We start from the raw sequence: 25198 nt of genomic DNA, 5'->3' as shown, positions 1-25198 counted from the left end.
CGCTTGCACAGGTCCAGAGTGCACCCATCCTCAGATAGCCGTCGAACCTGGAGTTCCTGGATAGCGCCGCGCGGCGTCGTCGGTGGCGAGAGTTAGGTTCTGCGAGTGGGAAGCATCGACGCTTACGAGTCGGCCAAAGGCCGGCGCTATCGCGTGCGCTGGCGCGACCCCGAACACCAGCAACGCGAGAAGCGCGGGTTCCGCACCAAACGCGAAGCCGAGCTCTATAACGCGACGGTCGAAGTAGCGATGATGAAGGGGACCTACTTCGAGGCATCTCAATCCAGGATCACCGTCGGTGAGCTCGCCGAGGAATGGCTCGCCAACAAGGAGCAAGCCCTAAAACCCTCTAGCTTCTCCCCCATCCGCATCGCCTGGCGCGTCTACGTCGAGCCGCGCTGGGCGGCGACGCCGATCGGCGCGATTCGCCCCTCCGCGGTCGAGAAATGGATCCGAGAACTGAGCCAGGGCAAAGCGGTCACTGTGCGGGTCCGCGTGGGCAACGGCGGCAAGCCCAGATCGGCCGGCGTCGTCCTGCGCGCGGTGGGGATCCTCGCCGGGATTCTCGATGTTGCGGTACGTGATGGCAGGATTGCAGCGAACCCGGCTCGGGGCGCGAGCAACCTTCCACGCAAGGGAACCAAGAAGCGTCGCCGGTATCTCACCAACGAGGAGGTCTTCCGCTTCGCTCGAGCGGTGCCCGATGACAAGCGAAGCGTCCTCGTGTTGACGCTGGCCTACACCGGCATCCGGTGGGGCGAAGCCGTCGCCCTCACCGTGAACGACATCGACCTCGACCGTTGCCGTCTGGCCATCCACCAGACCGCGACAGAAGTAGACGGGCTCATCCACGTCGGGCCACCGAAGAGCTGGGAAGCTCGCTCTGTACCGTTCCCTTCCTTCCTCGCGCCCCGCCTAGAAGCGCTCATCGATGGGAAGAAGGGCGGCGATCTCGTGTTCCCGGCGCGCGCTGGCGGCTACCTCGCCCGGCCCGACACTGCCTGGAACCGGCAATCCTGGTGGCTCAGTGCGCTCCGCGATGCTGGGCTCGAGCACATGACCCCGCACGACCTCAAACACAGTGCCGCCAGCCTGGCCGTGAGTGCCGGCGCCAACGTCAAAGCCCTCCAGCGAATGCTCGGACACAAGTCAGCTGCAATGACGTTGGACACATATGCGGACCTCTTCGAAGACGATCTCGGGTCCGTCGCAGATCGGCTCAACGAGCGAGTGCTGTCGGAGAGCGGCGGAACGTCGTGGAGTAACTGAACCTGCCATTCATCTGTGCGACCCCGGCCCCGCCGACAGTTGGTGCGCACTGCACGCCGAGATCCAAGATGTGGGCTGGGTCATTCGTCGGGCTCGATATCGGCATCGTTCTGAGCAAAAAGCGTTCGGATCATCACAGAAGTCAGATCGAACGGCATCGACTCTGCGAGCTTCGCCATTCGATCGGGTCGGACTAGGAGAGCTTGGCCTTGAATGCGAGGGTACGTGAGTTCGTAGTCGCTGACCTCGTACTCGGCGCGCCACACGACCAGCCGAGCGGCGACTTCACCCGACCCGTCTGCCATCGCGAATTCGGGGTCGGCCGCCCGAAGGTCGAGCGCGCCGCGCAGGGCGGGGGTCGGGGCGAGTATGAAGCGAGGTGCGCCGAGCCCATTCGGGCCCGGACCGTCCTCCGTCATCGCTACCAGCGGGAACGGTTCGGGAGAGAGAAGGCCCCCTCGCCCAGAGTCTTGCCACCATCGAATGCTTCCTGCCGCGAGAGGAATGTTGCCGAAGTCGGGCTCCCCGGCGTGGACGCCGGCAATCGTCAAACTCGTTCGGCTGCCCTTGTCAGGGCGCACACTTTCGTACTCTCGTCGCTCGATCAGTCCGAGACAGATCCATCCGTCAATCTTGAGATCCGCGAGATCACCATTTGATCGGATCGTATTACGTTCCCCGTAGACGTCGTCACCCCAGCCGGGGTCGGAGGGATCGGGAGCGGCTTGGATATCAGGTCGCGGGATGCGAACGGCCTCGATGGCCAAAGCAGTTTGAGCGTCGGGTTCCAGGCTCATCCCGACCAGTCTCTCCCAATTGGCGGGGTCCGGGATGGGGTCTCCTACCACGATGCGCGCCATCCGCGCCGATCCCGCCAGAGACTGGAATTGGCGCTCGGCCTCTTCCTCATGGGACAGGATGGCATCCGGCCATCGCAAGCGAGAACGACTCGCCGAAGCCTCGAGCTGAGACGTGACCCGCTTCTTTATGGCCGCAGAGATGTTTTTGTCGGACAACCGAGCCAGGATGGCGTCCGCCAACTCAGGCATGAGCCATTCAGTTTCTGCGATGCGGTGAGCGAGGAACTGTCCTACGAGTTCCTGCGCCTCCCGGCTCGGTGTCGGATAAGAATCGGCGTCGCGGAGCGCTGCGAGCAGCTCCGGCGGAGGGCTACTCGCCGGGAGTTCGGGAAGAACTTCGAGGTGCCCGCGAGCGACGCTCCGGATGTCCAAGAGCTCAGACCCAGCAGTCTCCGCAAGACCACGTTGCAGCTTGTCGGGGACCCCGCTTATCGCGAGCGCAGCCGACAGCACGGCATGTTGCGTGATGGGGTCGCTCAGCCGTCCGACGATCTGGTCCAGATCGCGGACAATCGATTCTGGCCGGAACTCAAGCAGATCGCCGAGGGCGATTAGTGCTCGGCGTTTACCTTCCCGACTCGATGCGCACACTCGTGCGAGTGCGACAGCCGCGACACAGCGATCTAGTTCAGCTTGAGAAATCTCGACGTCGACGCTGGGCACGTATGGGAACTCAGGGACATCGGATGGCGGGAACCGCGGCGTCCGCCGATCGATTACGTCGCATGCCGCTGACCAACACTGGATGGCAGCGTCCCGCGGCCCATCGGACCATGGGAGTGCGCCGGCTTTCGCTGCCTGGATAAGGGCCTGCGAAATCCCCGACGAATCTGATGTGATCGCGGTGCGCGCCGCTTCCCGACCGAGAACCTCACTGGCGACGGTTGCATCCACCGCGAACGCGCCTGCGAGGTACTCCAGGTTCGCTTCGGCTCCGAACGCTCCCCACCCGCCCCGCTGCCGCGTGCGGGTCCAGACGAGGACGCCTGTCGTGGCGGCGAGCCTGGCTCGACCATATCTCTGAAACCCCTCGCAGAGGTACGTCAGTAGCACCGGACTCTCGCCAAACGGTAGAGCGTCGGCCAACTCGAATACGGCTTGTTCGGCATCACCCCCGCGCCCTGTCTCATCGAGCTCCAGAAGCCTGAACCCGAGCGCGTTTTCAAATCCGTCCGGTCCGAGCCCGCTGCCATCGGAGTCGCGGCGGCGATGTCGGATGGTCTGAATGATCTCGTACACGCCCGGCAGGCCGGGAGCAGAAGGCTGCGAGCGCGACCAGTCAACAATCATTGCCTCGCTCTGATACCGAGACTCCATACCCCATCGGTCGTCCTTGTTCTTCGCGGGAAGTTGTGGCCGGACCTTAGATACCCGAGGGAGCGGGGTCCCAGCGACAGCGTCGTTAGCTCGACCAACCAGTCTCTCGCTCGCGTCGAGGATCTGCTGGCCGTTGGTGTAGACCGACGTTGTGGCGCGCTCGTCGAATCGCGCCAGAATCGCCCTGAGGAGATCCGGACCACCAGGCTCGTCAAAAAGCTTGCTTTCGAGGTACCTCGAGAGGTCGGCCGGGTCCGCGTCGATGAGTGGTGTCTCAACCGCGACTCGAACGGCCGCTGAGATTCGCGGGTCAGCCTTGCCGTGGTGGAATGTCCATACTTCCTCCACCGCGCGATGTAGAGCCCAGTGTGATGAGTTGACGTGGTCAGCGAGTTCAGGCAGCGCCAGGTCGATTAGCCATGTGGGGTCGGCGCGCGCCACTTCCTTCCACCAGTCCGCATGCGTCCGGCTGGTGCCACGGCCGTCGGTGTGATGCTCGACAGCGAGAGTAATGGGCTGAAGTCGCTGGATGAATTCCCGCACCGCCGATAGGTCTATCTCGATCAAGCCCTCGAGCGGTTCGGTCAGCTCGTAGACTGTCGGATCTTTGTGCGATCCATACGCGGTCAAGAGAGACAACGCTCGATTCCAGTGCTCTGCCGCCGCGTCCTTCGCGCCGTCTCGCAACTCAAGGCGTGCCAGACGGAGGTGGTAGACGGCTACTTCGGGATACATGACGTCCGCACCGACGTCGGCGACCGCCTTCAAAAGGTGGGATCGCAGAATACTGCGCCCATTCTCGGGCGAGACGTTCTCAGCGATGCTCGCAAGAACTTCAGGGAGTAGCGGGCCGCCCTGGAATCCCATTCCAATCGTGGTGGTGAAGTTGCTCACACGACCGAGGATGTCGAGCGCGTCAGCCAACTGGTCTGCGTCGACGAGGTGGAGCGCTCGAGTTATCGTTGCAGCGATCGTCTCATGTGCTGAATAAAGGTCGGTGGCCCGCGGTTTTCCCTTGAACGGATTTGTCTCGTTTTCGAGGATCCGAATCGCGTCCAACGCAAGGCCGCCACGCAAGGTGGGTTCCTCGCACTCGGCTCTGACTAGGGCGATGGCGAACTCAAGCCAGCATCGGTACCAACCATCGCCGCCCACGAGCGCCTCGGCGGTTGCGAGTCCTACAGGATCGAGTCGTGCGGCGTACGCGCAGGAGTCCAACCAACGGTCCAGATGGTCGAGTTGCGAAGCTGATGTACCGCCAATGACTGTCCTCGTGAGCATAAGGAGGTGATCCCGGAGCTTAGAGATCTCTGGCCACATCTCCGTTGGATTCAAGCCGAAGGCCAGCGCAATGTTGGCCAACCCGGTACTCTCTTGGGGCGTGGTGCGAAGTCGCTCCAAAGCCATCTCGCGATACTCAGGGAGTCGCTGTGCGAGCTCGATGAGCAGACGCGTGCCATCCTTCGAGTGCTTTGCGAGGGCCGGGATCTGTTCGAGCCCGACGACATCGCTGATCACGTCGACCACTCCCGATACAGGCGCCCCGATACTGTCGACGAACTTTGCGATGGCTTTCCACTTGAGCCCGTCAACGGAATGATCCGGCGTTGCAAGTCGGAGACGTCCTCGGAGCAAAGCCAGGCCAACCTGCTGGTCATCCGCACCACCGCGGCGGACGTTGTGGTCGTCGCGTTCGAAGGCCGACAAGCAATCTGTCCAAGGCGCGACAGCGCCAGCTGCGTCGAGCGCCGCGCAGCGCAGCAAGCCCTGCCTCCCGCTCACGACCAGACGATCGCCGTCGCTGAGCCGATCGGCGATGTGCTGAGGATCAATGAATGCCGCCTGCACATCAGAGAAATCGACGAGCGTCTCGAAACGATCGAAATCGTATGTATTCACGGCGGCAGCCATCTGGATCAGGCGAACAAGTCCAGGCCAGTCCATGAGGATCGCTGCCGATTCCGACGCACGTGCAAGATTGGCGTTGATAGCTCGGGCCGAAAAGGCGTTCGCGATCGAGGTTTCGACAAAGGCGTCGTCGATCAACGCGACCAGCTCATCGTGTCGCTCCTGCTCGGCTAGCGTCGGGAGCAACCAGCGATACGCCCGAGAGTCCTCGAAGATGCCCCGCTTCATGAGCCAGGTGCTGATCGTCTCAAGCAGCGCACTTACCTCAGCGGGATGCTCGGCAAGACGCTCTCGGACGAACCGACCGAACGACTCGTGGTAGAACCTGATGCCCGAGCTGACCTGCACTCTGAGCACCGGCGCCATAACCCGGAGCGCGTTCTCCACACGAGAGGGGTTTCGCAGCTGCTCGAGCTCTTCTCGCGTCATCGCGAAGTTAGCGACAGCGAGTTCTTCGGCTACGACCCAGCCCTCAGCATCCATTTCCGCATACAGGTACTCGTAGTAGTTCTTCAACGTTCCATCGAATGGGGGAAGGGCGGAGATCAGGTCGGCGCGGGTCGGGTACCGGCCTACGTCGCGGCGGGATGCTTCGAATACCAGGTAGGTCGCGTACAGCGCATTGCCGCCCGAACGGGCGTCGAGTTCGTCAAGGTAGTGCCCTTGCTCCGTCTCCCCTTCCGTCGTCTCCCCCAGGAGAAGGTTGCTCAGTTCGTCGAGCTCAGCGCGCGTCATTCCAGGAAGTTCCGACCGCTCCGCCTCCGTGAACGGTGCGAGATGTTCGCCGGGCTGACTGAGTACGACGAGAACGACGTTCTCGGGCAGTTCCAACTGCGCGAGCGCCTCGCAAACCACCAGTGACGGATTGCTCGACCGGTGGGTCCGCATCACACGGGAAATGTGATCAAGGCCGTCGACAACAAGGGCTACTTTGCGTTTGCCGTCGCGAGTCGCGGTACGAAGCGACTGTTGGAGAGTGTTGCGATCGGCGGCGAACCGCGGAAAATTCTCGAGAATTAACTTCCCATCACGGTCAGCCAGCCGAGCGATCAGGCTACCGAAGATGGCATCCAAGAGAACACGATCGTCGCGCTCGAGGTCGGCTTCCCCGAGGAAGCAATAGTGCTCAGCGACGAGCCATCCCTCCGCCTCGAGGCGTTCACCGACCTGGTCACTGACCCAGGACTTTCCCTGGCCGGGCGGTCCAACAATAACGAGCACGCCCCCGGACGAGCTTCGCGATTTTATCTTGCCGACCAAGTCGGTGACGAGCATGTGACGGCCGACTTCTCGTCCGGGCGTGACTGGGGTCGCGGCGGTTACAGCGCCGAAGTCCGTACGGAGCCTAGTCCGCCGAATGAGGGTCGCGGCGGTCGTGTCGTCGAGGCCCGTGCGCGCCGAGACTGCCGCCATGATCAGCTGCGCAGCTACATCGACAGGGGTGAGGTCTGCATTCGGATATGAGCCGGCGCCGACCTCATCACGAACGCGATCCAAAAGCAGCTCCTCGGCGGGTCCAGGTGCAGTTAAGTCACCGCTGAATTCGAGAGCCGAGGTTTCGACGAGTAGGTGATCGCACACCCAATGGAGGTCGTCTTCCGTGAGAGACGGGAGACCAGACAGGACGCTCCCGAGACTCCCGCCCTCTGCTTTCTGTGCTTTCATCTGCCAGAGCCGAGTCGGATCGAAGCGTCGAGTGGTGTTCGAGAGTCCCACAAGCGGAGAGCTGTGGCTCAACGTGGCAGGGCGAAGGAGGCCGGCGAGCTCGCCCGAGCTGGAGAGCGCCTCAGTGAACACGAGTCGGTATAGCGTCGCGTCGGCTTCCTGAGGGAAGGTCGCACGGTCTTGGAGCACGGAGGAGATAACGAGGTCGATTCGGATGCCTCGAGAGTTCCCTGTGAAGGTCGTCAGATTGAGTTCGGTGTTCGGGCCGGCGGAATGCTTGAGTTGAAGTCTCTGACGACCGCTCGAGCTCGTAATCGTCAAGTCGTCGAAGAGATCCCCGGCGAATAGCTTCCGATCGATGATCGTGTCGACGGTGCGCTGAAGTAGGGCGTCCACAAGTGCGAGCGCCGCGATCAGGTCCTGATACTGGTACCCACGGTGAGCCTTCGCAAGCCCGCTGGCTTTCACTTTTTCAGCCCCTTCTGCTCGGAGTCCGTCAGTGCGCACTCGTCACGCCGAACCTATCGCGATCACCGGTGTGCACGACCGCGCCACGATCTAGCTGGCAAGCACCAACGAAGGTCACCCAAGCTCGGTGCTCCGCTCCAGCAGTTTGGCCGCCCTGCAGGGCGTGTTTTCGACGAATAGCACCCATGCGATCGGGGTCATCTAAGGAGGGCGACTACGAGAAGCATGACGTTCGAAAGCGCAAGCGATGCTCCTCCCATCTCTGAGTGGCTGCGGTGTAGGGTTCGGCGCGGTGTCGTACATGTGTAATGGTTACTAATTCTGTAACTTTCCACCATCTTTGACACCGATCGGAAATGGTGTCAAAATAAAAAGGTAAGTAACCAAATACGATACCAAGAAGGACGTTTTGACACGATCCATTCCTCCTGGTTTGAGTGGCATCCTCGAAGACCTCGAACTCGATCAGACCCCGATGGTCACCAGCGACCATCTGTCCGAACTTGTCATCCGGCATGGGCTGAAGACTCCGGCGAAAGTGGTTGCCTCGCGCCTGCGCGACCGCGGCTGGCTGCTTCCAACAGGGCGCCGCGGCGTCTGGGAGTTCGCACCCGCCGCCGTTGCGGGGCCATACTCACGTAACGACCCGGCGACCCCTCTTAAAGCCTTTCTCGCGAGCCGCCCCGATGCTCAGGTCGCACTTACATTCCAAGCTGCCGCATGGGCGCATGGCGCCGCGGACCGAGTGCCCCTACATCCCGAGGTCGCGGCTGCGACCGCCGAACTCGCCCGACAGCTTCCCTCAGCTCTCTCCGGAAGCGTGTTCGCGCCCTCCCTGGCCTACGCGCGTCTGCGTGGGGTTCCGGTGCTTGCTGCTGAGAGCATCGTCGTCCACATGAGCACACGGCCCGCCGCGGTCCGCTCCTGGAGCAGTGCGCTCGAATGGCTTCCCGATCTCACAAACGGGCTCGATCTGGGCGCGCTCCGCACGGAGCTTGCCGACAGGCCCTCGTCGGTTTGGATGCGTACCGGCTACCTTCTTCAAGGGCTGCGTCCCGACCTCGCCCACCAGATTCATGATCAGGTGCGCCCGTCTACCAAGACCTGGTTCGGTCCTCGCGGAAAGCTCCGTCGCCACGACTCTAACTGGCAGGTCGCGGACACGATCTTGCCCTTCGACCCGAAGGGGCTCCGCGTCTCGTGACTGTCGAGCTCAAACTGACGGCCGGACACATCGCCCGCCACACACCGGTTGGCGCTGGCGCGCAGGGGCGAGACGCGGCCATCATCGACGTCGCGCAGGACCTCCTTCTGCGTCATCTTCACGGGATCGGAGTCCTCGAGCCCCTTATCTTTAAGGGCGGAACGTCGCTACGCAAGCTCTACGCCGGCAACGCCGGCCGCTTCTCGCTCGACCTGGACTTCTCAACCTCGGAAATCGGCGCCACAGCCGACGACGCCCTCCTTGGGCTGCTCACCGCAATCGAGGGCCTCGAGGTCGGTCCGTTCCGATACGGAACTACTGAGCACCGCGGGAAATGGTCTCTCACCTTCGCTCACGACTTCGGCGGCGACACAGACCTCAAGAGCAAGCTCGATATGAATCCACCACCATGGCTCCCACCGGTCCGCCGTGGCTGGCGCCCGCTTACCATTCACGAGCAATACGGAGAACCCGCCCTACCCGAATTACAGGTGGTGCGTCTCGAGGAAAACATCGCTGAGAAGATAGCCCGCCTCAACCGCGCCACTCCCGCCCGCGACATGTATGACCTTCGCTGGGTCATGACGAACATGGCCGAGACCGGCGAGCTGGACCTCGCGCTCATGCGGCGCCTCGCCGTCTTGAAGATCTGGGTAGACGCGAACGGCGTCCACGCCGGGGACACCTTCTGGAAGCCTGGGCACGAGGGGCCGCCGTTCGATCCGGACCTGTGGCTCCGCGATCGCAGTCACGACGAGTTCGACGAAGAGGACATCGGAGCGCTGGCTGTGCCGGTCCCGACTGCGAGCGAGCTCAGCGAAGCGTTGCGGAACTACTTCGCCTTCCTGGCCGACCTCGACGACGACGAGAAGACCCTCGCGCGTGCGCTCGAGAGAGATCGACCACTCGCGCTCCGGCTGCTCGGCGAACTGCCAGGCGAGCGGCTCTCTGGCGCGGGGCTGTACTAACTATCAATGTCGAATTATCCCTGACTCTCCGGCCGCCCTCATCAGTGGGCGGAGGCTCCCGCTAGCCGGTCGGACAACGGCCCCTCGAGATGACCGACCCCAGGGGATACATCGCGACGTGAACAGATGGACGGCCCCGCGAGACGCCCGCGAACGAGCTCGCCATGGCGCAGCAAATGCTTTAGCGGTGTCCGTGACGATCGGCCGCGCCGCCGCAAAACACTTGAGCTTCTTGAGATTCTTCGGCGTTGCTGTGGGCAAAATGTGGGCAAATCCAAAAAGAGAGTAACTTAGGCCCTTGGGAAATTAGCCCTGACCGGCTATTACCTTGGAGCGACAAAGTGCCCCTGGAGGGACTCGAACCCCCAACCGTTTCCTTAGGACGGAACTGCTCTTCCATTGAGCTACAGAGGCTGGCCCCGCAAGTCTAGCGAACGACCGCCGGCTACCCGGCCAGCTGCAGTTCGTGGCGGCGCCAGGGCTCGGTGAACTCCTCCCAGTTGGGGTCGTTCCAGCGCATGCTGATCAGGGACGCCATGTTGAGGTGCGGTTCCTTCAGCTCGAAGGGGAGCTTCCAGCCGAGCTCGGTCAGCAGGCGGTCCGACTTGACGTTGTTGCAGCGGAAGCAGGCGATGACGACGTTGTCCCAGGTGTGCGTGCCGCCGCGGGCGCGTGGGATGACGTGGTCGAGGGTGTCGCCGTACTTGCCGCAGTAGGCGCAGACGTGGCCGTAGCGCTCCAGGGCCGACTTGCGGGTGAGTGGGATGCGGCGGTGCGGGACCTTGATGAACTGGTTCAGGAGCACGACGCTCGGCGCATCCAGCACCAGGGAGCGGCTGTGCAGCTGCGCACCGTTCCCGGCGACGGTGGACGCTTTGCCGGCCAGCACGAGCATGACCGCCCGCCGCGTCGAGATGACGCCGAGGGGTTCGTAGCTGGCGTTGAGAACCAGAGTCTTCATGGGCGACCTTCCGGGAAAAGGCGGGAACCGACGGATGGGGAAACAAAAAGGGCACTGTCCGTGCGGACAGCGCCCAAGGAGGAGGCGGCATGGTGGCGGCACGCCACATGGTGGCGGTGGCAGGCCTCGACGTGGTGACGGCAGGCGAGGAAGTCCCCCCAGCGGGAGAGCGTGATGCTCGATCCCGGCCGGAGGCCGCGCTCGTCCCACCCGGTCGCACTCAGCGACCCGGCGGAACAAGTTCCGGCCATCGGATCCTCCGATCAGCAACTGCGGTGACGCAGCGTCAGAACGCAAGGGTAACCCAGAAACGGCGCGCCACCTATTCGTGGCGCGCCGTTCTGGTGCTGTGGTGCTGAATGTTCACCGGCTCGACGCCGGTTCGACAACCTCGCTCAGATGCCGAGGCGGACGATGTAGTAGTCGCTGGTCCAGATCGGACGGATGGACACCGACTTGCCCTCGGTGGGCGCGTCCAGGATGTTGCCGTTGCCGGCGTAGAAGCCGTCGTGGCCCGACATGATGACCAGGTCGCCCGGCTGGGCGTCCGCGATCGAGATGCGCTTGCCCGCGGCGGCCTGGCCGGAGACGGAGTGCGGCAGCGAGATGCCGAACTGGGCGTACACGTACATCACGTAGCCGGAGCAGTCGAAGCCGGCCGGGCTGGAGCCGCCGTAGACGTACGGGGTGCCGATGTACTGCTGCGCCACCGAGAACACCTGCGAGAGGCTGAAGTTCGGGTACGGCGGGTTGGCCAGGAAGTCGGAGACGGACGGGCCGGACGACGACTTGCTCGCGTAGCTGGTGAGCTGGATGGCGGCCTGACGGCGGGCGGCCTCGGCGGCTGCCGCAGCGGCGGCGGCTGCCTTCTGAGCGTTGAGCTGCTCCTCGCTGGTGGCCGACGCGGCGTCACGGGTGACCGCGGAGGAGGCCACACCGCCCACCTCGACGGTCTGCGACTGGGCCTTCTTCATGGAGTCGGCGGCGCTCGGGCCGAAAGCGGCGTTCTCGGCGCCGTCCGGGTTGAACGCGAAGGCGGGGAGCGACATGGTCGCGATGAGCCCGGTGGCGACGGTGATGACGCCGGCGTTCAGGATCCAGCCGCCCTTGCGCTTCTTCTTCTGCGCGGCGGTCGAACCGGTCGCGGTGGAGACTGCGGCGGGGCGCGACGCAGCACGCGCGACGCGACGCGAGACGGCGGGGGAAGACGAGATGTCCGTGGTGCTCTGGTCCGGGTTCGTACGGTCCTTGTCGGGACCGGGCGTGCTCGACAGTGCCAAGTGTGACCTCCAGCGCTCCGGCAGCACTAGGGATGCTGCCCCCGTCCCAAGCTGGGTGGCTTCGGCTTCACGGATCGCGAGACGGGTCATAGGAGGGTGGAGCGTCACGATCCGGGGTCCTGATGGGCCGGCTTCTGGCCCGTTCGGACTCGTTAGAGCCTAGGGGAAGCGCCGCCGTTTGTCACACGTTTTGGCCGCTTTTTAACGAATCGGTAACGGCGATCAGGCGTCGACGAAGATGTGCGCGGCCAGCTCGTTGGGCAGCTCGAGGCCCGGCTCGAAGCCGTCGATCTGCACGGCGACATAGGAGCCGGCGGGAGAGAAAGTGCCGGTCGAGCCGGGAAAAACGCCCGCCTGCTTGAGCTGCAGCAGGAGCTCGGGGTCGACCTGCGCGGGCTCCCCGAGACGGCGGATCCTGGCAGTCACCCCGGAATCGTTGCCGCGGACGACGTCGACGAGGTTGACCAGACTCTCGGTGGATACGGAGGAGTCGGGCGCGCCGAGCTCGCCGAGGCCGGGGATCGGGTTGCCGTAGGGCGACTCGGTGGGGTGGCCGAGCATGGTGAGCAGCTTGCGCTCCACCTGCTCGCTCATCACGTGCTCCCAGCGGCAGGCCTCTTCGTGGACGTACTCCCACTCCAGCTCGATGACGTCGCTCAGCAGGCGCTCGGCGAGGCGGTGCTTGCGCATGACGTGGACGGCCTTGCGGCGGCCCTCGTCGGTCAGCTCGAGGTGGCGGTCGCCGGAGACGACGACGAGGCCGTCGCGCTCCATGCGGCCCACGGTTTGCGAGACGGTCGGGCCGGAGTGACCGAGCCGCTCGGAGATGCGCGCGCGCAGCGGGACGATGTTGTCCTCCTCCAGCTCCAGAATGGTGCGAAGGTACATCTCGGTCGTATCGATCAGATCGGTCATTACCCCTCCACATGACGGCGCGCGAGTGCCGGATATCAGCCTACTTGGTGCGGCCGACAGGCGGCGGCAGGCGGCCACCGCCTGTGCACAACCCGCCGTCCGGAGCGTTCAACAGCCAATACACTTCCTTTATGCCGGACGTCACGATCCCCTCTGAGCTGCTGCCCGCCGACGGTCGATTCGGATGCGGACCCTCCAAGGTCCGCCCGGAGCAGGTCGCCTACCTCGCCGGTCCCGGCGCCGAACTGCTCGGCACCTCCCACCGCCAGGCGCCGGTGAAGAACCTGTTCGGCCGCGTGCGCGAGGGCCTCGGCGAGCTGTTCCGCCTGCCCGACGGCTACGAGGTCGTCATCGGCAACGGCGGCTCCACCGCGTTCTGGGACGCCGCCGCGTTCGGGCTGATCGAGAAGCGCAGCGAGAACCTGGTGTTCGGCGAGTTCGGCGGCAAGTTCGCCAAGGCGGCGACGACTCCCTGGCTGGAGGCGCCGCACGTGCTGGAGGCGCCGGGCGGGTCGCGCAGCGAGGTGGAGGTCGTTCCTGGCGTCGACGTCTACGCCTGGCCGCACAACGAGACCTCGACGGGCGTGATGGCCCCGGTGCGCCGCGTCCACGGCGACGAGGGCGCACTGACCGTGATCGACGCCACCAGCGCCGCGGGCGGGGTGGACCTCGACGTGAGCGAGGCGGACGTCTACTACTTCGCACCGCAGAAGAACTTCGCCTCCGACGGAGGCCTGTGGCTCGCGCTCTTCTCCCCCGCCGCCCTGGAGCGGGTGGAGCGCATCGCGGCGAGCGGGCGCTACATCCCCGAGTTCCTGAGCTTGAAGAACGCGGTCGACAACTCCCGCCTCAACCAGACGCTCAACACCCCGGCGATCGCGACGCTCGTGCTGCTGGAGAACCAGCTGGAGTGGATGAACGGCAACGGCGGCCTCGCCTGGGCCGACGCCCGCACGCGCGAGTCGTCGGGCGCGCTGTACTCGTGGGCCGAAAGCGTCGACTACGCGACCCCGTTCGTGACCGACCCCGCGCACCGCTCGCAGGTGGTCGTGACGATCGACTTCGACGAGCAGGTGGATGCGGCGGCCGTCGCGAAGACCCTCCGCGCGAACGGCGTGGTCGACACGGAGCCGTACCGGAAGCTCGGACGCAACCAGCTGCGCGTCGCCACCTTCACGGCCATCGAGCCGGCGGACGTGCGCGCGCTGATCGGCTGCATCGAGTACGTGGTCGAGCGGCTGGGCTGAGCGACCGCATGCGCCTCTGGCTGCGGGACGACGAGCGCAGGCCCGACCCGGTCCCGGCGAAGACGGACGACCGCCGGGCCGTGCTCGTCGGCCTCGCGCTGTGGGTGGTCGCGCTCATCGTCGTGCTCGCAGTCGGCGGCGGCGGGACCACCGCGATGTGGACCGTGGTGGTCGGGCTGGCGCTCGGCGCGCTCGGGATGGGCTACCTGACGATCACACGCCGGCGGCGGTGACCGCCCGGCGGCGGTGAGGGGTCACTCGTCCTCGTCGGACTCGTCGTCGTCGGAGTCGTCGTCCTCGTCGCCCTCGTCCGACTCGTCGTCGTCCGCGTCGGCGAGCGCCGCGGCCTCCTCCGCCTCCAGGTCGAGGTCGGAGTCGACGTCGGTCTCCTCGTCGAAGTCGACGTCGACGCTGTCGATGTCGACGCCGTCCAGGTCGTCGCCCGCGTGCAGGTCGTGGATGTCGTGGTCGTCCTCGGCGTCCGCGTCGTCACCCGACTCGTCGTCGTCGGACTCGTCGTCGTCCTCGTCCTCGGCGGACTCGGCCTCCTGCGCCGCGAGGGCCTCCTGGGCGGCCTGATACTCCGCGAGCCGCTCCGACCACGGCACCCAGTCGGGCGCGAGCAGGGAGCCGTCGCCGGGCATCAGCTCCGCCTCCAGCACGGTCGGCTCCTCGTCGTCGCCGGTGCGGCCGACGGTCACGGTCCAGCGCCAGTCCGGGTAGCCGGGCAGCAGGCTCGCGAAGAGCAGGGACACGACGCCCGGCGCCTCGACGACGTGGCCGAGGGGCTCGCCGATCGTCCGCTCCGGGGTGATCTCGGCGAGCGCCTGCCGCGCCAGCGGAACGGCGGCCACCAGCTCGGGGTCGGCGACCAGCTCCACCTCGGGCTCGGCAGCCTCAGCGGCCTCCGCCCCCTCAGCCGCAGCGTCCGCGGGCGCGCCCGTCTCCCCGGCCGGCGTCTCCGCCGCCGGGTCGACCTCGTCGCCGAGCTCAGGCATCCAGGTCGTCCGCGACCTTGCGCAGCACGGCCGCGATCTTCGCGCCGTGCGCCTTGTCCGGGTACTTGCCGCGGCGCAGGTTCGCGCCGATGCCGTCGAGCAGCTTGACCAGGTCTTCGACGATGATCGCCATGTCGTCGGCCGACTTGCGCTTCAGCTTCACGAGACTCGGCGGGGCGTCGAGCACGCGCACGGACAGCGCCTGGGCGCCGCGCTTGCCGTCGGCGATGCCGAACTCGAGACGGGTCCCCGACTTCACGACGGCGCCGGCGGGAAGAGCCGAGGCGTGCAGGAAGACTTCCTGGCCGTCATCGGAGCTGATGAAGCCGAAGCCTTTCTCCTCGTCGTAGAACTTGACCTTGCCGGTTGGCATGGGAACCTCACTTCGCATGGGGGATCGAATGACCAGCCTCAATTATCCTTGATTTCGTGACCCAGCAGACCCCGCCGCCGGCATCGCGGCTCCAGCGCATCCTGTCGTACATCGTCGCGGCGCTCGTCATCGTCTCTCTGGTCTGCATCGCGGCCATCCTCATCGGCACCGCGGCGGGCCAGTTCGCGTCGCAGGGCTCCGGTCAGGGGATCTGGCCGACGGTCTTCTTCTTCCCGCTGATCGCGCTGCCGATCGCCTTCGTGCTGATCATCGTGCTGCTGATCGTGAGCGCTGTGCGGAACAGGGCCGCCAACCGGTCCGGCGACTCTCGGCCAGGCGACTCCAAGGGCCGGCGCTAGTCGCGATCGCGGCGGTCCGCGCGATGACGACCACCCTCGCTCTCGCAGCCCGGCTGCGGGAGCCGGACGACGCCGCGCTCGTCGGCGCGCTCCATCGCCGCACCTACCGGCGGACGGGCGTCTCCGACTTCTTCGACCTGGCCGACGCCCTGCTGGACGCCGACTCGGTGCAGCGCGCGCTCGTCCCGCTCGACCGGCCCCGGCTCGCCGCGGCCGTCGTGCTGGGCCGGGCCGACGAGCCGCTGAGCGCAGAGGAGGTCGCCGAACGCCTCTCCGCCGAGCCGGCTACCGCCGGCATCGCCGTCGACACGGTCGTCGCGGCCCTGGACGACCTCACTGGCCTGCTGCTCGCGCATCCGGGCGACGGCGACCCCCGGCGCTTCACCGTCTACGACGCGGTCACCGCCCAGCTGGCCGCCTGGCCCGACCTCGGCCTTCCCTCCCCCGACGAGCTGCTGCACACCCCGCCGCCGCCCGCGCTGGCGCCGGTGCCCGACACCGAGCGGCGGTTCACCGACCGGCTCGCGGCCGAACGCGCGTTCGAGGCGGTCACGGCCGTGTCCGAGCTGCTCGCGGAGCTTGCCAGAGAGGGCGCACGGCGGCTGCAGAAGGGCGGCCTCGCGCTCCCGGCGATCAAGCGTCTCGCCGAGGCCCTCTCGGTCGACGCCGAGATCGTGCCAGTCGCCCTCTCGGCGGCCGAGCGCGCCGACCTCGCGGCGGTGGACGACGGGATGTGGCTGCCGACCGACCGCGCCGCCACCTGGACGCACGCCCCGACCCCTGACCGCTGGCGCGCCCTGGCCGCGGCGTGGCTGGAGGCGCTGCCGGACGACGTCCGGGCGCTGCTCGCGCTCCGCAGCAGGGCCGCGTGGGGCGAGAGTCTGCGCGAGCACGTCGCGTGGCTCCATCCCGCAGCCGTCGAGGAGGCACAGGAGCGGGTGGACGCGCACACCCGCCTCGCCGACTGGCTCGGCATCACGGCCCACCAGGCCCCCAGCACCGCGGGGGCCGCGCTGGTGGAGCAGGGACCGGAGGCGGCGACCGCGGCGATGGCGGAGCTGTTCCCGGCCGAGGTGGACCGCGTCTACCTGCAGCACGACCTGACCATCGTCTCCCCCGGCCCGCTGGCGCCGGAGGTGGAGACGCGGCTGCGCGGGATCGCGGACCTGGAGTCGCGCGCCCTGGCGTCGACGTTCCGCCTTTCGGCCGCGTCGGTGGACCGGGCTCTGACGGCGGGCGAGACGGCCGAGGGCATCCGGGAGTTCCTCTCCTCGATCTCGCTCACCGGCCTCCCGCAGCCGCTCGACTACCTCGTCACCGACGCGGCGGAGCGGCACGGCCGGGTGCGCGTGCGCGAGGCGGAGGGCGCCGACGGGGTGCGGTCGGCTGTGCGGTCGGCGGACGCGACGCTGCTGCGCACCATCCAGGTGGACCAGGCGCTCGGGTCGCTCAGGCTCGCGCAGGGCGGCGACGGGGAGCTGCTCAGCCGGTTCGCACGGGATGTCGTGTTCTGGGCGCTCAGCGACGCCCGGTACCCGGTGGTGGCGGAGGATGCGGAGGGCCGCGAGGTGATCCTGCGCCGCCAGCGCGTGGCGCGGGCGCGGTCCGCATCCGTCGAGGACCGCGACGCGGAGCTGGTGCAGCGCCTGCGGGCCGCGGAGGCCGAGGCGGGAGACGACACCGGCGAGCGCTGGCTGGCACGCCAGCTCGACCTGGCGGTGCGGGCGAGGTCTCCGATCGTGATCGAGGTCGCGATGCCGGACGGCCGTGTCGTCGACTACCTGCTCGAGCCGACCGGGGTCGGCGGGGGCCGGCTGCGCGGGCGAGACCGGGCTGCCGACATCGAGCGGACGCTGCCGCTCTCGAGCGTGCGCGGGGTGCGCCCGGCGCCCTGATCCACGGTCCGGGTCCGGGTCCGGAACACGCTCCGGAAAGGTATGCCAGCATTCCTTTCCCGACTCTCTTTCGCCGCCCCGCGAGGGTGGAATAGCTTGTCCAGCGCGGAGAGAGACGGGGGCCTGTGAACGGGTACGTGCTGGACATCGCGGGCTACTCCGCGGCGAGCTTCTGGGGTTACGACGAGCTCGGCGATGTGCTGTTCGCCACGGTCGTCCCCGACGCGGATCCCGCCGGCCCGGCTCTGGAGATCGTCGCCGTGACGATCGACCAGCTGCTCGACCGGCTCGACCTGGCCACGGGATCCCGTCACGGCGTCGCACGGATGGTGCTCGCGCTGAGCCGCGCCGAGGTCCGGGGCTCCGCACGGGTCTGGCTGGCGTCGCGCGTGCGGCTGTTCACCGACCGCGCCCTGATCGCGGAGGCGTCGCGCTCCGACGTGCCGTGGCTCGCGGCGGAGGGACGCAGCCACCCGCTGTTCGAGGCGCCGCTCGACGCGATGCCGTCGTGCCCGCTGTGCGGGTCGGTCACCGCATCCTGAACGCCCGCATCCTGAACGTCCGCATCCTGAACGCCCGTATCCTGGGCGGGGTGCACACCGGCAGGGCGTAGGCTGGTGAGCTATGTCCGATGGCCCCCTGATCGTCCAGAGCGACCGCACCGTCCTGCTCGAGGTGGCGCACCCGGCCGCGGAGGACGCCCGCCACGACCTCGCCGTCTTCGCCGAGCTGGAGCGGGCGCCCGAGCACATCCACACCTACCGGATCACCCGGCTCGGGCTGTGGAACGCGCGCGCCGCCGGCCACACCGCCGAGGACATGCTCGGGACGCTGGAGCGGTACTCGAAGTTCCCCATCCCGCAGACCGTCTCGGTGGATGTGAGCGAGACCGTCGCCCGTTACGGCCGGCTGGTCATCGAGCGCGACGACGAGGGGACGCTGCTGCTGCGCTCCACCGACCTCGCCGTGCTGACGGAGGTCGCGAGCGCGAAGCGGATCGCCCCGCTGCTGCTGCAGCGGCGCGACGACGAGACGTTCGTGGTGGAGGCGTGGGCCCGCGGGCAGCTGAAGCAGGAGCTGGTCAAGCTCGGCTGGCCGGCGGAAGACCTGGCCGGCTACACGCCGGGCACCCCGCACGAGATCGGGCTGCTGGAGGACGGCTGGGCGCTGCGCGACTACCAGCGCAAGGCGGTCATGAACTTCTTCGACGGCGGGTCGGGCGTCGTCGTGCTCCCCTGCGGCGCGGGCAAGACCCTGGTCGGCGCGGGCGCGATGGCGACCGCGAAGACGACGACGCTCATCCTGGTCACCAACACGGTCTCCGCCCGGCAGTGGCGCGACGAGCTGCTGAAGCGCACGACGCTGACCGCGGAGGAGATCGGCGAGTACTCGGGACAGGTGAAGGAGGTCAAGCCGGTCACGATCGCGACCTACCAGATCCTCACGGCCAAGCGGAAGGGCGAGTACGCGCACCTGGCGCTGCTCGACGCGCTCGACTGGGGCCTCGTGGTCTACGACGAGGTGCACCTGCTCCCGGCGCCGGTGTTCAAGCTGACGGCCGAGCTGCAGGCCCGCCGCCGGCTCGGGCTGACGGCGACGCTGGTGCGCGAGGACGGCCGCGAGGGCGACGTGTTCAGCCTGATCGGGCCGAAGCGCTTCGACGCGCCGTGGAAGGAGATCGAGGCGCAGGGCTTCATCTCCCCCGCCGCCTGCTACGAGGTGCGCGTCGACCTGCCGGCCTCCGAGCGGCTCAGCTACGCCGCCGCTCCCGACGACGAGCGCTACCGCCTGGCCGCGACGGCGCCCGCGAAGCTCGACATCGTGCGGCAGCTGGTGGCGCGGCACGAGGGCGAGCGCATCCTGATCATCGGGCAGTACCTCGACCAGATCGACGAGCTGGCGGAGGCGCTGGATGCTCCGCAGCTGACCGGCGCGACCCCCGTTGACGAGCGCGAGCGGCTGTTCCAGGAGTTCCGCGACGGCCGGACGAAGGTGCTCGTGGTCAGCAAGGTCGCGAACTTCTCGGTCGACCTGCCCGAGGCGACCGTCGCCATCCAGGTCTCGGGGTCGTACGGTAGCCGGCAGGAGGAGGCTCAGCGCCTCGGGCGCCTGCTGCGCCCGAAGGAGTCGAGCCTGTCGGCGAACTTCTACACGCTCGTCGCGCGCGACACGGTCGACCAGGACTTCGCGCAGAACCGGCAGCGCTTCCTGGCCGAGCAGGGCTACTCGTACACGATCCTCGACGCGCACGCGCTCGAGGCCGCGTAGCGGCGGCACGCCTGCGAAGAACGGAACCTTTCCGGACCAGCGGACATGATGGAGTGTGACAGCACTCAGCTTCGATGATCGCGAACCGCAACTGTGGTCCCGGGTCAGCGCGGGGGACGCCGAAGCGTTCGGCGAGCTCTTCGACAGGTTCCGCGACAGGGTCTACTGGCAGGCGCTCCGGCACACGGGCAGCGCGCACGATGCGGAAGACATCACTGCCCTCGTCTTCCTCGAAGCGTGGCGCAACAGGGTGCGAGTCAGAGTCGTCGACGGGTCGCCTCTTCCCTGGCTCCTCGTCACGGCCAATAACGTCGCGCGGAACCACGCACGCACCCAACGACGGCATCAGCGGGCGATGGCCAGAGTCTCGCCCGAACGCGACCTCCCCGATTTCGCTCCGGAGTCCGACGCTCACCTCGACGGCGCAGCTCGGCGGGAGGCGGTGATGGAGGCATTCGCGCGGCTCTCGCCCAAGGATCAGGATGTCGTCTCCCTCTGCGTCCTCGAGGACATGTCGCTCGCGCAGGCCGCCGCGGCCCTCGGCATACCGACGGGAACGGTCAAGTCCCGTCTGTCCAGAGCGAAGGCGCGCCTACTTCGACTGACCACCGACCTGACCGACGCAGGGTCCGTTTCCGGAGGCGTGAAATGACCGAACAGCCCACTTTCGACCCTCGCCGCAGCAGGAACATCCGCGCGATGCTCGTCTCGGAGGCCCGGAACGACGTCCGCAGCGGGAACGGGCTCGCCAAGCGGGTGACGCTGCTGGTGTCGCTCATCGTGGCCGCTCTCCTCCTCTCGAGTGGGGGAGTCGCGCTTGCGCTGACCGGCAACATCCCCTTTCTTCCGCAGCAGGCGCCCCCGGCCCTGAGCAGCCCGAGCCCTGTGCCGACCGAGACACCGACGTTCCCGCCGACCCCGACTCCGACCCCGACTCCGACTCCGACTCCGACTCCGACCGTCGATCTGTCGGCACCGGAGACGTGGATCATCGAGCAGAACCGCGTCGGACCGGTCGTCGTCGGCGATGACCGCGCGAGCGCCGCAGCTGCGCTCGGCCGAGCCTTCACGACCACGCCCTATCAGTGCGATGTCGACGTGTACGCGTCGACCGTCTCGAGAATGAACATCGTCGTGACTCCGGATGCCGAATCCACGCGCATCGCGTCGATCCTCATCAACGGGTCGAACGACGACGCCTCGCCGTCTCCCCGGACGTCAGCCGGAATCGGCCTGGGCTCCACCGTGGCAGAGATCCTCGGCGCTTACCCGGACATCCAGCCTCCCGCACCCAACCGGTACCCGTGGTACTCGCTGCGGCAGGCGGACGGAAGCTGGATCGACTTCGAGATCGCCAACGACGGGGATCGGGTCATCGCGATCTTCGTCGGCGGCAGCGACTACCCGGCGCCGGAGTACTGCGGGTAGCCGTGCGACAGGATGCGCGCGAGGGTGGCGCGCGCCTCGGCGTCGGCCGGGCGGTCGCGCACGGTGATCGCCGACTTCCACAGCGCCCAGCCGCGAGCGCGCGACCACGCGGGTTCGTCGAGGCCGACGGCCGCGACGAAGGCCTCCCTGGCCTCTCCCTCGAACATCGTCCAGGCCGGCACCAGGTCGCAGGCGGGGTCGCCGACGCCCGAGGTTCCGAAGTCGATCACCGCAGACAGCGCGCCCGCCGCATCCAGCAGCAGATTGCCCGGTGCGACGTCGCCGTGGAACCACACCGGGTCGGCCTGCCACCGGGAGTCGGTGGCCTCCTTCCACAGCGCCCGCGCGCGGCCGCGCCACGGCCCATCGAGCAGGTCGAACGCCGCGAGCGCCTCCTCCTCGTACACCGCAGGCGGCGCCCCGCGGAAGAAGTTGTGCGTCCCGGGAGCCGGCGCTCCCGCTGTCGGCGCGGCCCGCAGCGTGACCAGGAACCGGCCGACCGCGTCGGCGAGCGCCGCATCCCGCGACACATCGCCGGCGAGCACGACGGGCGTGCCGGGCAGCCAGCGATAGACCGACCACGGGAACGGGTATCCCTCCCCCGGCTCGCCCTGCGCGACCGGCTGCGGGATCGCCACCGGCAGCAGCGGCGCGAGCCGCGGCAGCCAGCGCTGCTCCTTCGCCACCTGCTCGATGTACCCCTCGGCGCTCGGCAGCCGGACGCTCAGCGCATCCCCGAGGCGGAAGGTGCGGTTGTCCCAGCCGTCGTGGTCGACCGGCCGGACCGGCAGCCCCCGCCACTGCGGGAACTGCGCGTCGACGAGCCGCCGCACCAGCGCGGCGTCGATCCCCGGGCGCAGCTCAGCCGCGGACATACCGCAGCAGCAGCGTGTCGTCTCCCGCCAGCGTGTGGGCGAGCCGCAGCCCGAGCGGTGCGATGGGGGCCGCGCCGGTCGCGATGCGCGGCGACGTGCCGCCCTCCAGCCGCGGACTGACGGTCAGGCACAGCTCGTCGACCGCGCGCGCCGCGATGAGGTCGGCGAACAGGTGCGGGCCTCCCTCGCAGTGGATGCGCGTCAGCCCGCGCTCGTGCAGCACCGCGAGCCCGCGCTCGGCCTGCACGCGTTCCCGGCCGCAGATCACGACATCCGCGACCTCGGAGAGCGCCTCGCGCGCCTCCGGCCGGGAAAGCTCGGTGGTGAGCACGATCGGACGCTCTGGCGCGTCCTGGAAGATGCTGCTGCGGGGGTCGAGGTCGAGTCCGGCTGAGACGATCGCGAAGACGGGGTGCGCGGTCATCCCGGCGCCGCTGCGCGCCCGCGCCGACGCGGCATCCACCCGCATAGCCCCGTAGCCCTCGGCGCGCACGGTCCCGGCGCCGACCAGCACGACGTCGCACAGCCGGCGCAGGATCTCGAACACCCGGGCGTCGACGTCGTTCGAGAGACCGCCGGAGAGGCCCTGGTGGGTGGCGGCGCCGTCCACGCTGGTGACGAAGTTCACGCGCAGCCACGGGTCGCCCGCGCCCTCGCGGTACAGCTCCGCGATCTCCTCGTCGGTCAAGCCGGTCTGCGACGGCAGCGGCGACAGCCGGTGGATGGCGGGGACCGCAGGGTCAGTCATTCACGTCTCCCATGTTGTGCTTGAGGTAGGCGGGCGCACGGAGGCCGAGCACCGCCTCCGTCATCCGCATGGCGGCGACCGAGGCGCGCACGTCGTGCATCCGCACGATACGCGCACCGTTCATCACGCTGATGACCGCGGCCGCGAGCGACCCCTCCAGCCGCTCGGAGCGCGGGGCGTCGAGGGTCTCACCGACGAAGTCCTTGTTCGAGACGGCGGCGAGGGTCGGGAAGCCGAGGTCGGCGATCTCCGAGAGCCGCCGGGTCAGCTCCAGCGAGTGCAGCGTGTTCTTGTTCAGGTCGTGACCGGGGTCCAGGATGATGCGCTCCTCCGGAACTCCGGCCGCCATCGCGCGGTCCACCCGCTCCAGCAGGAACCGCGACACGTCGGCGACGACGTCGTCGTAGTGCGGACGCGGGTACGGCCGCCGCGGCTCCGCCAGGCTGTGGGTGATGACGAGGGTGGCGTCGCTGTCGGCGACGACCGGCGCGAGCTCGGGGTCGCTGAGCCCTGTGGTGTCGTTGATGACGGTCGCACCCGCGGCGATCGCGTGCCGGGCCACGGTCGAGTGGAAGGTGTCCACCGAGATGACGACGTCGGAGCCCGCCCGCAGCGCCTCGACGACCGGGACCACCCGCTCCACCTCCTCCTCGACCGGGACGGGCTCCCCCGGCGCGAAGGGCGCGCCGCCGATGTCGACCCAGTCGGCGCCGAGCGCGACCGCTTCGAAGCAGGCGTCCACCGCCCGGTCGAACGCGTACGTGCGGCCCTGGTCGAAGAACGAGTCGGGCGTGCGGTTGACGACGGCCATCACCGCCACCCGGCGGGAGAAGTCGAAGGTGCGGGCGCCGATGGTCCGCACCGGGACGCGCAGCGGAGGGAGGTACGGCTCCGCGCTCCGCGCCTCAGACGGCGGCAAGGTCGACGCTCTGGTCGGCGAGCCGGTCGGCATCCACCCGTTCACCGCCGCGGATGAGGCGCTGGATGTCGTCCTGCACGTCCCAGACGTTCACGTTCATGCCGGCGACGACACGGTCGTTGCGCAGCCAGAACGCGATGAACTCGCGCGCCTCCACGTCGCCCCGGAAGACGACGCGGCTGCCAGCGGCCAGCGGCGGGTAGCCCGAATACTCCATGCCCAGATCGTATTGGTCGGAGTAGAAGTACGGGATGTCGTCGTACGACGCGCGCTCGCCGAGGATGGCGTGCGCGGCCACCGTGCCGCCGGCGATCGCGTTCGCCCAGTGCTCGTTGCGGTAGTGCCGGCCGAGCGCGGGGAGGAACGGGTTGGCCACGTCGCCCACGGCGTACACGTCGTCGATGCTGGTGCGCATCCCCTTGTCGGTGAGCACGCCGTTGGAGAGCCGCACGCCGCTGCGCTCGGCCACCTGGGTGTTCGGCGTCGCCCCGACCCCCGCGACGACCACGTCGGCGGGGATGCGCTCGCCCGAGGCGAGCACGACCACCTGCTCGGCGCCTCCGTCGACGCCGACCACCTTCGCGCCGTTGCGGACGGTGACGCCGTTGTCGCGGTGCAGCCGCTCGAAGACCGCGCCGAGTTCCGGGCCGATCGCGGCGCTCAGCGGCACGGCGGCGCGGCCGAGGACGGTGACCTCGTTGCCGTAGCCGCGGGCCGCGGCGGCGACCTCGAGCCCGATCCAGCCCGATCCGACCACGACGACGCGGCGGCCGCCGACCTCGAGAGCGGCGCGCAGCCGGCCGGCGTCCTCCCTGGTGCGCAGCGGGAAGACGGCGCCGTGCCCGCTGCCGGGCACGCCGAGCGGCCGTGCGCTCGCGCCGGTCGCCAGCACCAGGCTGTCGTAGGTGATACGCCCGCCCTCGGAGACGAACAGCTCGTGCGCGCCCGGGTCGAACGAGCCGGCCGTGACACCCGGCAGGAACTCGACCGCGTGCTCGGCGTACCAGTGCCCGGGATGGACGTCGGCGTCGTCGACGGGCGCGTCCCCTTTCAGGTACTCCTTGGACAGCGGCGGCCGGATGTAGGGGCGGTGCTCCTCGGCGCCGAGCAGCAGGATCCGCCCCTCGAAGCCGCGCTCGCGCAGCTCGGTCGCGACGGTCGCACCGGCCAGGCCGGCGCCCGCGATGACGACGGTGGGATTCGACATGACCTCAGCATCCACTCTTCACACTGCGGGCGCCAGACCCGCGCACTCATCGCGCACCGACGGCTC

Annotated in this window: 21 protein-coding genes and 1 tRNA gene; 11 read left to right on the top strand and 11 right to left on the bottom strand. The window is 68.0% G+C overall.

Annotation, left to right across the window (positions count from 1 at the left end; all coding sequences use genetic code 11):
• The first annotated feature begins 105 nt into the window (after positions 1-105).
• Positions 106-1269, top strand: a complete 1164-nt coding sequence (locus P5G59_RS10555; RefSeq protein ID WP_301218680.1) for a site-specific integrase — start codon at positions 106-108, stop codon at positions 1267-1269.
• An 80-nt stretch (positions 1270-1349) separates the two neighbouring features.
• On the opposite strand, the gene P5G59_RS10550 is transcribed toward P5G59_RS10555, so the two are convergent.
• Positions 1350-7487, bottom strand: a complete 6138-nt coding sequence (locus P5G59_RS10550; RefSeq protein ID WP_301218678.1) for an ATP-binding protein — start codon at positions 7485-7487, stop codon at positions 1350-1352.
• Positions 7488-7896: 409 nt separating this feature from the next.
• On the opposite strand from P5G59_RS10550, the gene P5G59_RS10545 reads away from it, so the two are divergent.
• Both P5G59_RS10545 and P5G59_RS10540 read left to right on the top strand, forming a co-directional pair.
• The gene (locus tag P5G59_RS10545) at positions 7897-8691 is read left to right on the top strand and encodes a type IV toxin-antitoxin system AbiEi family antitoxin (RefSeq protein ID WP_301218675.1); all 795 of its coding nucleotides are present in this window, start codon (positions 7897-7899) and stop codon (positions 8689-8691) included.
• Positions 8688-9659, top strand: coding sequence for a nucleotidyl transferase AbiEii/AbiGii toxin family protein (locus tag P5G59_RS10540; RefSeq protein ID WP_301218673.1), 972 nt, complete (start codon positions 8688-8690; stop codon positions 9657-9659). Before P5G59_RS10545 ends, P5G59_RS10540 begins: the two co-directional genes overlap by 4 nt.
• Before the next feature lie 342 nt (positions 9660-10001).
• Here P5G59_RS10540 and P5G59_RS10535 read toward each other — a convergent pair.
• The 4 genes from P5G59_RS10535 to P5G59_RS10520 all read right to left on the bottom strand — a co-directional run bounded on the left by P5G59_RS10535 (position 10002) and on the right by P5G59_RS10520 (position 12815).
• Positions 10002-10073, bottom strand: a tRNA-Arg gene (locus P5G59_RS10535).
• 31 nt (positions 10074-10104) lie between these two features.
• A complete protein-coding gene (locus P5G59_RS10530; protein ID WP_301218671.1) occupies positions 10105-10620 on the bottom strand; it encodes an HNH endonuclease in 516 nt (171 codons plus the stop codon).
• Positions 10621-11015: 395 nt separating this feature from the next.
• Positions 11016-11900, bottom strand: coding sequence for a C40 family peptidase (locus tag P5G59_RS10525; protein WP_301218669.1), 885 nt, complete (start codon positions 11898-11900; stop codon positions 11016-11018).
• 222 nt (positions 11901-12122) lie between these two features.
• Complete coding sequence (locus P5G59_RS10520; RefSeq protein WP_175338348.1) at positions 12123-12815, bottom strand: iron-dependent transcriptional repressor DtxR; 693 nt, start codon at positions 12813-12815, stop codon at positions 12123-12125.
• Positions 12816-12946: 131 nt separating this feature from the next.
• Between P5G59_RS10520 and serC the strand changes: the two genes are divergently transcribed.
• Positions 12947-14062 (top strand): phosphoserine transaminase, encoded by a 1116-nt coding sequence (gene serC, locus P5G59_RS10515; protein ID WP_301218667.1) that lies wholly within the window; start codon positions 12947-12949, stop codon positions 14060-14062.
• An 8-nt stretch (positions 14063-14070) separates the two neighbouring features.
• Positions 14071-14295 (top strand): DUF2530 domain-containing protein, encoded by a 225-nt coding sequence (locus P5G59_RS10510; protein WP_301218665.1) that lies wholly within the window; start codon positions 14071-14073, stop codon positions 14293-14295.
• Positions 14296-14316: 21 nt separating this feature from the next.
• Here P5G59_RS10510 and P5G59_RS10505 read toward each other — a convergent pair whose 3' ends face one another.
• Together P5G59_RS10505 and P5G59_RS10500 are read right to left on the bottom strand one after the other, a co-directional pair.
• Positions 14317-15060: a DUF3027 domain-containing protein gene (locus tag P5G59_RS10505; protein WP_301218663.1), complete on the bottom strand. Its 744-nt coding sequence runs from the start codon at positions 15058-15060 to the stop codon at positions 14317-14319.
• The gene (locus tag P5G59_RS10500; protein ID WP_175338344.1) at positions 15053-15433 is read right to left on the bottom strand and encodes a cold-shock protein; all 381 of its coding nucleotides are present in this window, start codon (positions 15431-15433) and stop codon (positions 15053-15055) included. The genes P5G59_RS10505 and P5G59_RS10500 overlap by 8 nt, the downstream gene beginning before the upstream one ends.
• A gap of 56 nt (positions 15434-15489) precedes the next feature.
• On the opposite strand from P5G59_RS10500, the gene P5G59_RS10495 reads away from it, so the two are divergent.
• From P5G59_RS10495 to P5G59_RS10470, 6 genes are all read left to right on the top strand, one after another.
• Positions 15490-15792, top strand: coding sequence for a hypothetical protein (locus P5G59_RS10495; protein WP_301218662.1), 303 nt, complete (start codon positions 15490-15492; stop codon positions 15790-15792).
• Between the two features lie 23 nt (positions 15793-15815).
• Positions 15816-17687, top strand: coding sequence for a helicase-associated domain-containing protein (locus tag P5G59_RS10490; protein ID WP_301218660.1), 1872 nt, complete (start codon positions 15816-15818; stop codon positions 17685-17687).
• Between the two features lie 125 nt (positions 17688-17812).
• Complete coding sequence (locus tag P5G59_RS10485; RefSeq protein ID WP_301218658.1) at positions 17813-18229, top strand: hypothetical protein; 417 nt, start codon at positions 17813-17815, stop codon at positions 18227-18229.
• A gap of 82 nt (positions 18230-18311) precedes the next feature.
• Positions 18312-19955, top strand: a complete 1644-nt coding sequence (locus P5G59_RS10480) for a DNA repair helicase XPB (RefSeq protein ID WP_301218656.1) — start codon at positions 18312-18314, stop codon at positions 19953-19955.
• 55 nt (positions 19956-20010) lie between these two features.
• Entirely contained in the window at positions 20011-20607 is a 597-nt protein-coding gene (locus P5G59_RS10475; RefSeq protein ID WP_301218654.1) for an RNA polymerase sigma factor, read from the top strand.
• A complete protein-coding gene (locus P5G59_RS10470; RefSeq protein WP_301218652.1) occupies positions 20604-21383 on the top strand; it encodes a hypothetical protein in 780 nt (259 codons plus the stop codon). Before P5G59_RS10475 ends, P5G59_RS10470 begins: the two co-directional genes overlap by 4 nt.
• Here P5G59_RS10470 and P5G59_RS10465 read toward each other — a convergent pair.
• From P5G59_RS10465 to P5G59_RS10450, 4 genes are read right to left on the bottom strand one after another with little or no spacing between them, the layout of a single operon-like run.
• Positions 21356-22258 carry an aminoglycoside phosphotransferase family protein gene (locus P5G59_RS10465; RefSeq protein ID WP_301218650.1) on the bottom strand — a complete coding sequence of 301 codons (903 nt, stop codon included), beginning with the start codon at positions 22256-22258 and terminating at the stop codon, positions 21356-21358. The genes P5G59_RS10470 and P5G59_RS10465 overlap by 28 nt on opposite strands.
• A complete protein-coding gene (locus P5G59_RS10460; protein ID WP_301218648.1) occupies positions 22245-23006 on the bottom strand; it encodes a pyrimidine reductase family protein in 762 nt (253 codons plus the stop codon). The genes P5G59_RS10465 and P5G59_RS10460 overlap by 14 nt, the downstream gene beginning before the upstream one ends.
• The gene (gene folP / locus P5G59_RS10455) at positions 22999-23958 is read right to left on the bottom strand and encodes a dihydropteroate synthase (protein WP_301218646.1); all 960 of its coding nucleotides are present in this window, start codon (positions 23956-23958) and stop codon (positions 22999-23001) included. The genes P5G59_RS10460 and folP overlap by 8 nt, the downstream gene beginning before the upstream one ends.
• Positions 23912-25132 carry an NAD(P)/FAD-dependent oxidoreductase gene (locus tag P5G59_RS10450; protein ID WP_301218644.1) on the bottom strand — a complete coding sequence of 407 codons (1221 nt, stop codon included), beginning with the start codon at positions 25130-25132 and terminating at the stop codon, positions 23912-23914. Before P5G59_RS10450 ends, folP begins: the two co-directional genes overlap by 47 nt.
• Positions 25133-25198: the final 66 nt, after the last annotated feature.

The sequence above is a fragment of the Leifsonia virtsii genome (assembly GCF_030433675.1).
Taxonomy (GTDB): Bacteria; Actinomycetota; Actinomycetes; order Actinomycetales; family Microbacteriaceae; genus Leifsonia; species Leifsonia virtsii.
The sequence above is the reverse complement of the archived record's forward strand: the minus strand, read 5'-3'. Positions and strand labels throughout refer to the sequence as shown.

Bases quoted from the DNA above. Each gene is read 5' to 3' on its own strand.
- P5G59_RS10530 (WP_301218671.1), bottom strand. From the start codon at position 10,620: ATGAAGACTCTGGTTCTCAACGCCAGCTACGAACCCCTCGGCGTCATC.
- P5G59_RS10520 (WP_175338348.1), bottom strand. From the start codon at position 12,815: ATGACCGATCTGATCGATACGACCGAGATGTACCTTCGCACCATTCTG.
- serC (WP_301218667.1), top strand. From the start codon at position 12,947: ATGCCGGACGTCACGATCCCCTCTGAGCTGCTGCCCGCCGACGGTCGA.
- P5G59_RS10510 (WP_301218665.1), top strand. From the start codon at position 14,071: ATGCGCCTCTGGCTGCGGGACGACGAGCGCAGGCCCGACCCGGTCCCG.
- P5G59_RS10505 (WP_301218663.1), bottom strand. From the start codon at position 15,060: ATGCCTGAGCTCGGCGACGAGGTCGACCCGGCGGCGGAGACGCCGGCC.
- P5G59_RS10500 (WP_175338344.1), bottom strand. From the start codon at position 15,433: ATGCCAACCGGCAAGGTCAAGTTCTACGACGAGGAGAAAGGCTTCGGC.
- P5G59_RS10490 (WP_301218660.1), top strand. From the start codon at position 15,816: ATGACGACCACCCTCGCTCTCGCAGCCCGGCTGCGGGAGCCGGACGAC.
- P5G59_RS10480 (WP_301218656.1), top strand. From the start codon at position 18,312: ATGTCCGATGGCCCCCTGATCGTCCAGAGCGACCGCACCGTCCTGCTC.
- P5G59_RS10470 (WP_301218652.1), top strand. From the start codon at position 20,604: ATGACCGAACAGCCCACTTTCGACCCTCGCCGCAGCAGGAACATCCGC.
- P5G59_RS10465 (WP_301218650.1), bottom strand. From the start codon at position 22,258: ATGTCCGCGGCTGAGCTGCGCCCGGGGATCGACGCCGCGCTGGTGCGG.
- P5G59_RS10460 (WP_301218648.1), bottom strand. From the start codon at position 23,006: ATGACTGACCCTGCGGTCCCCGCCATCCACCGGCTGTCGCCGCTGCCG.
- folP (WP_301218646.1), bottom strand. From the start codon at position 23,958: ATGCCGACCGGCTCGCCGACCAGAGCGTCGACCTTGCCGCCGTCTGAG.
- P5G59_RS10450 (WP_301218644.1), bottom strand. From the start codon at position 25,132: ATGTCGAATCCCACCGTCGTCATCGCGGGCGCCGGCCTGGCCGGTGCG.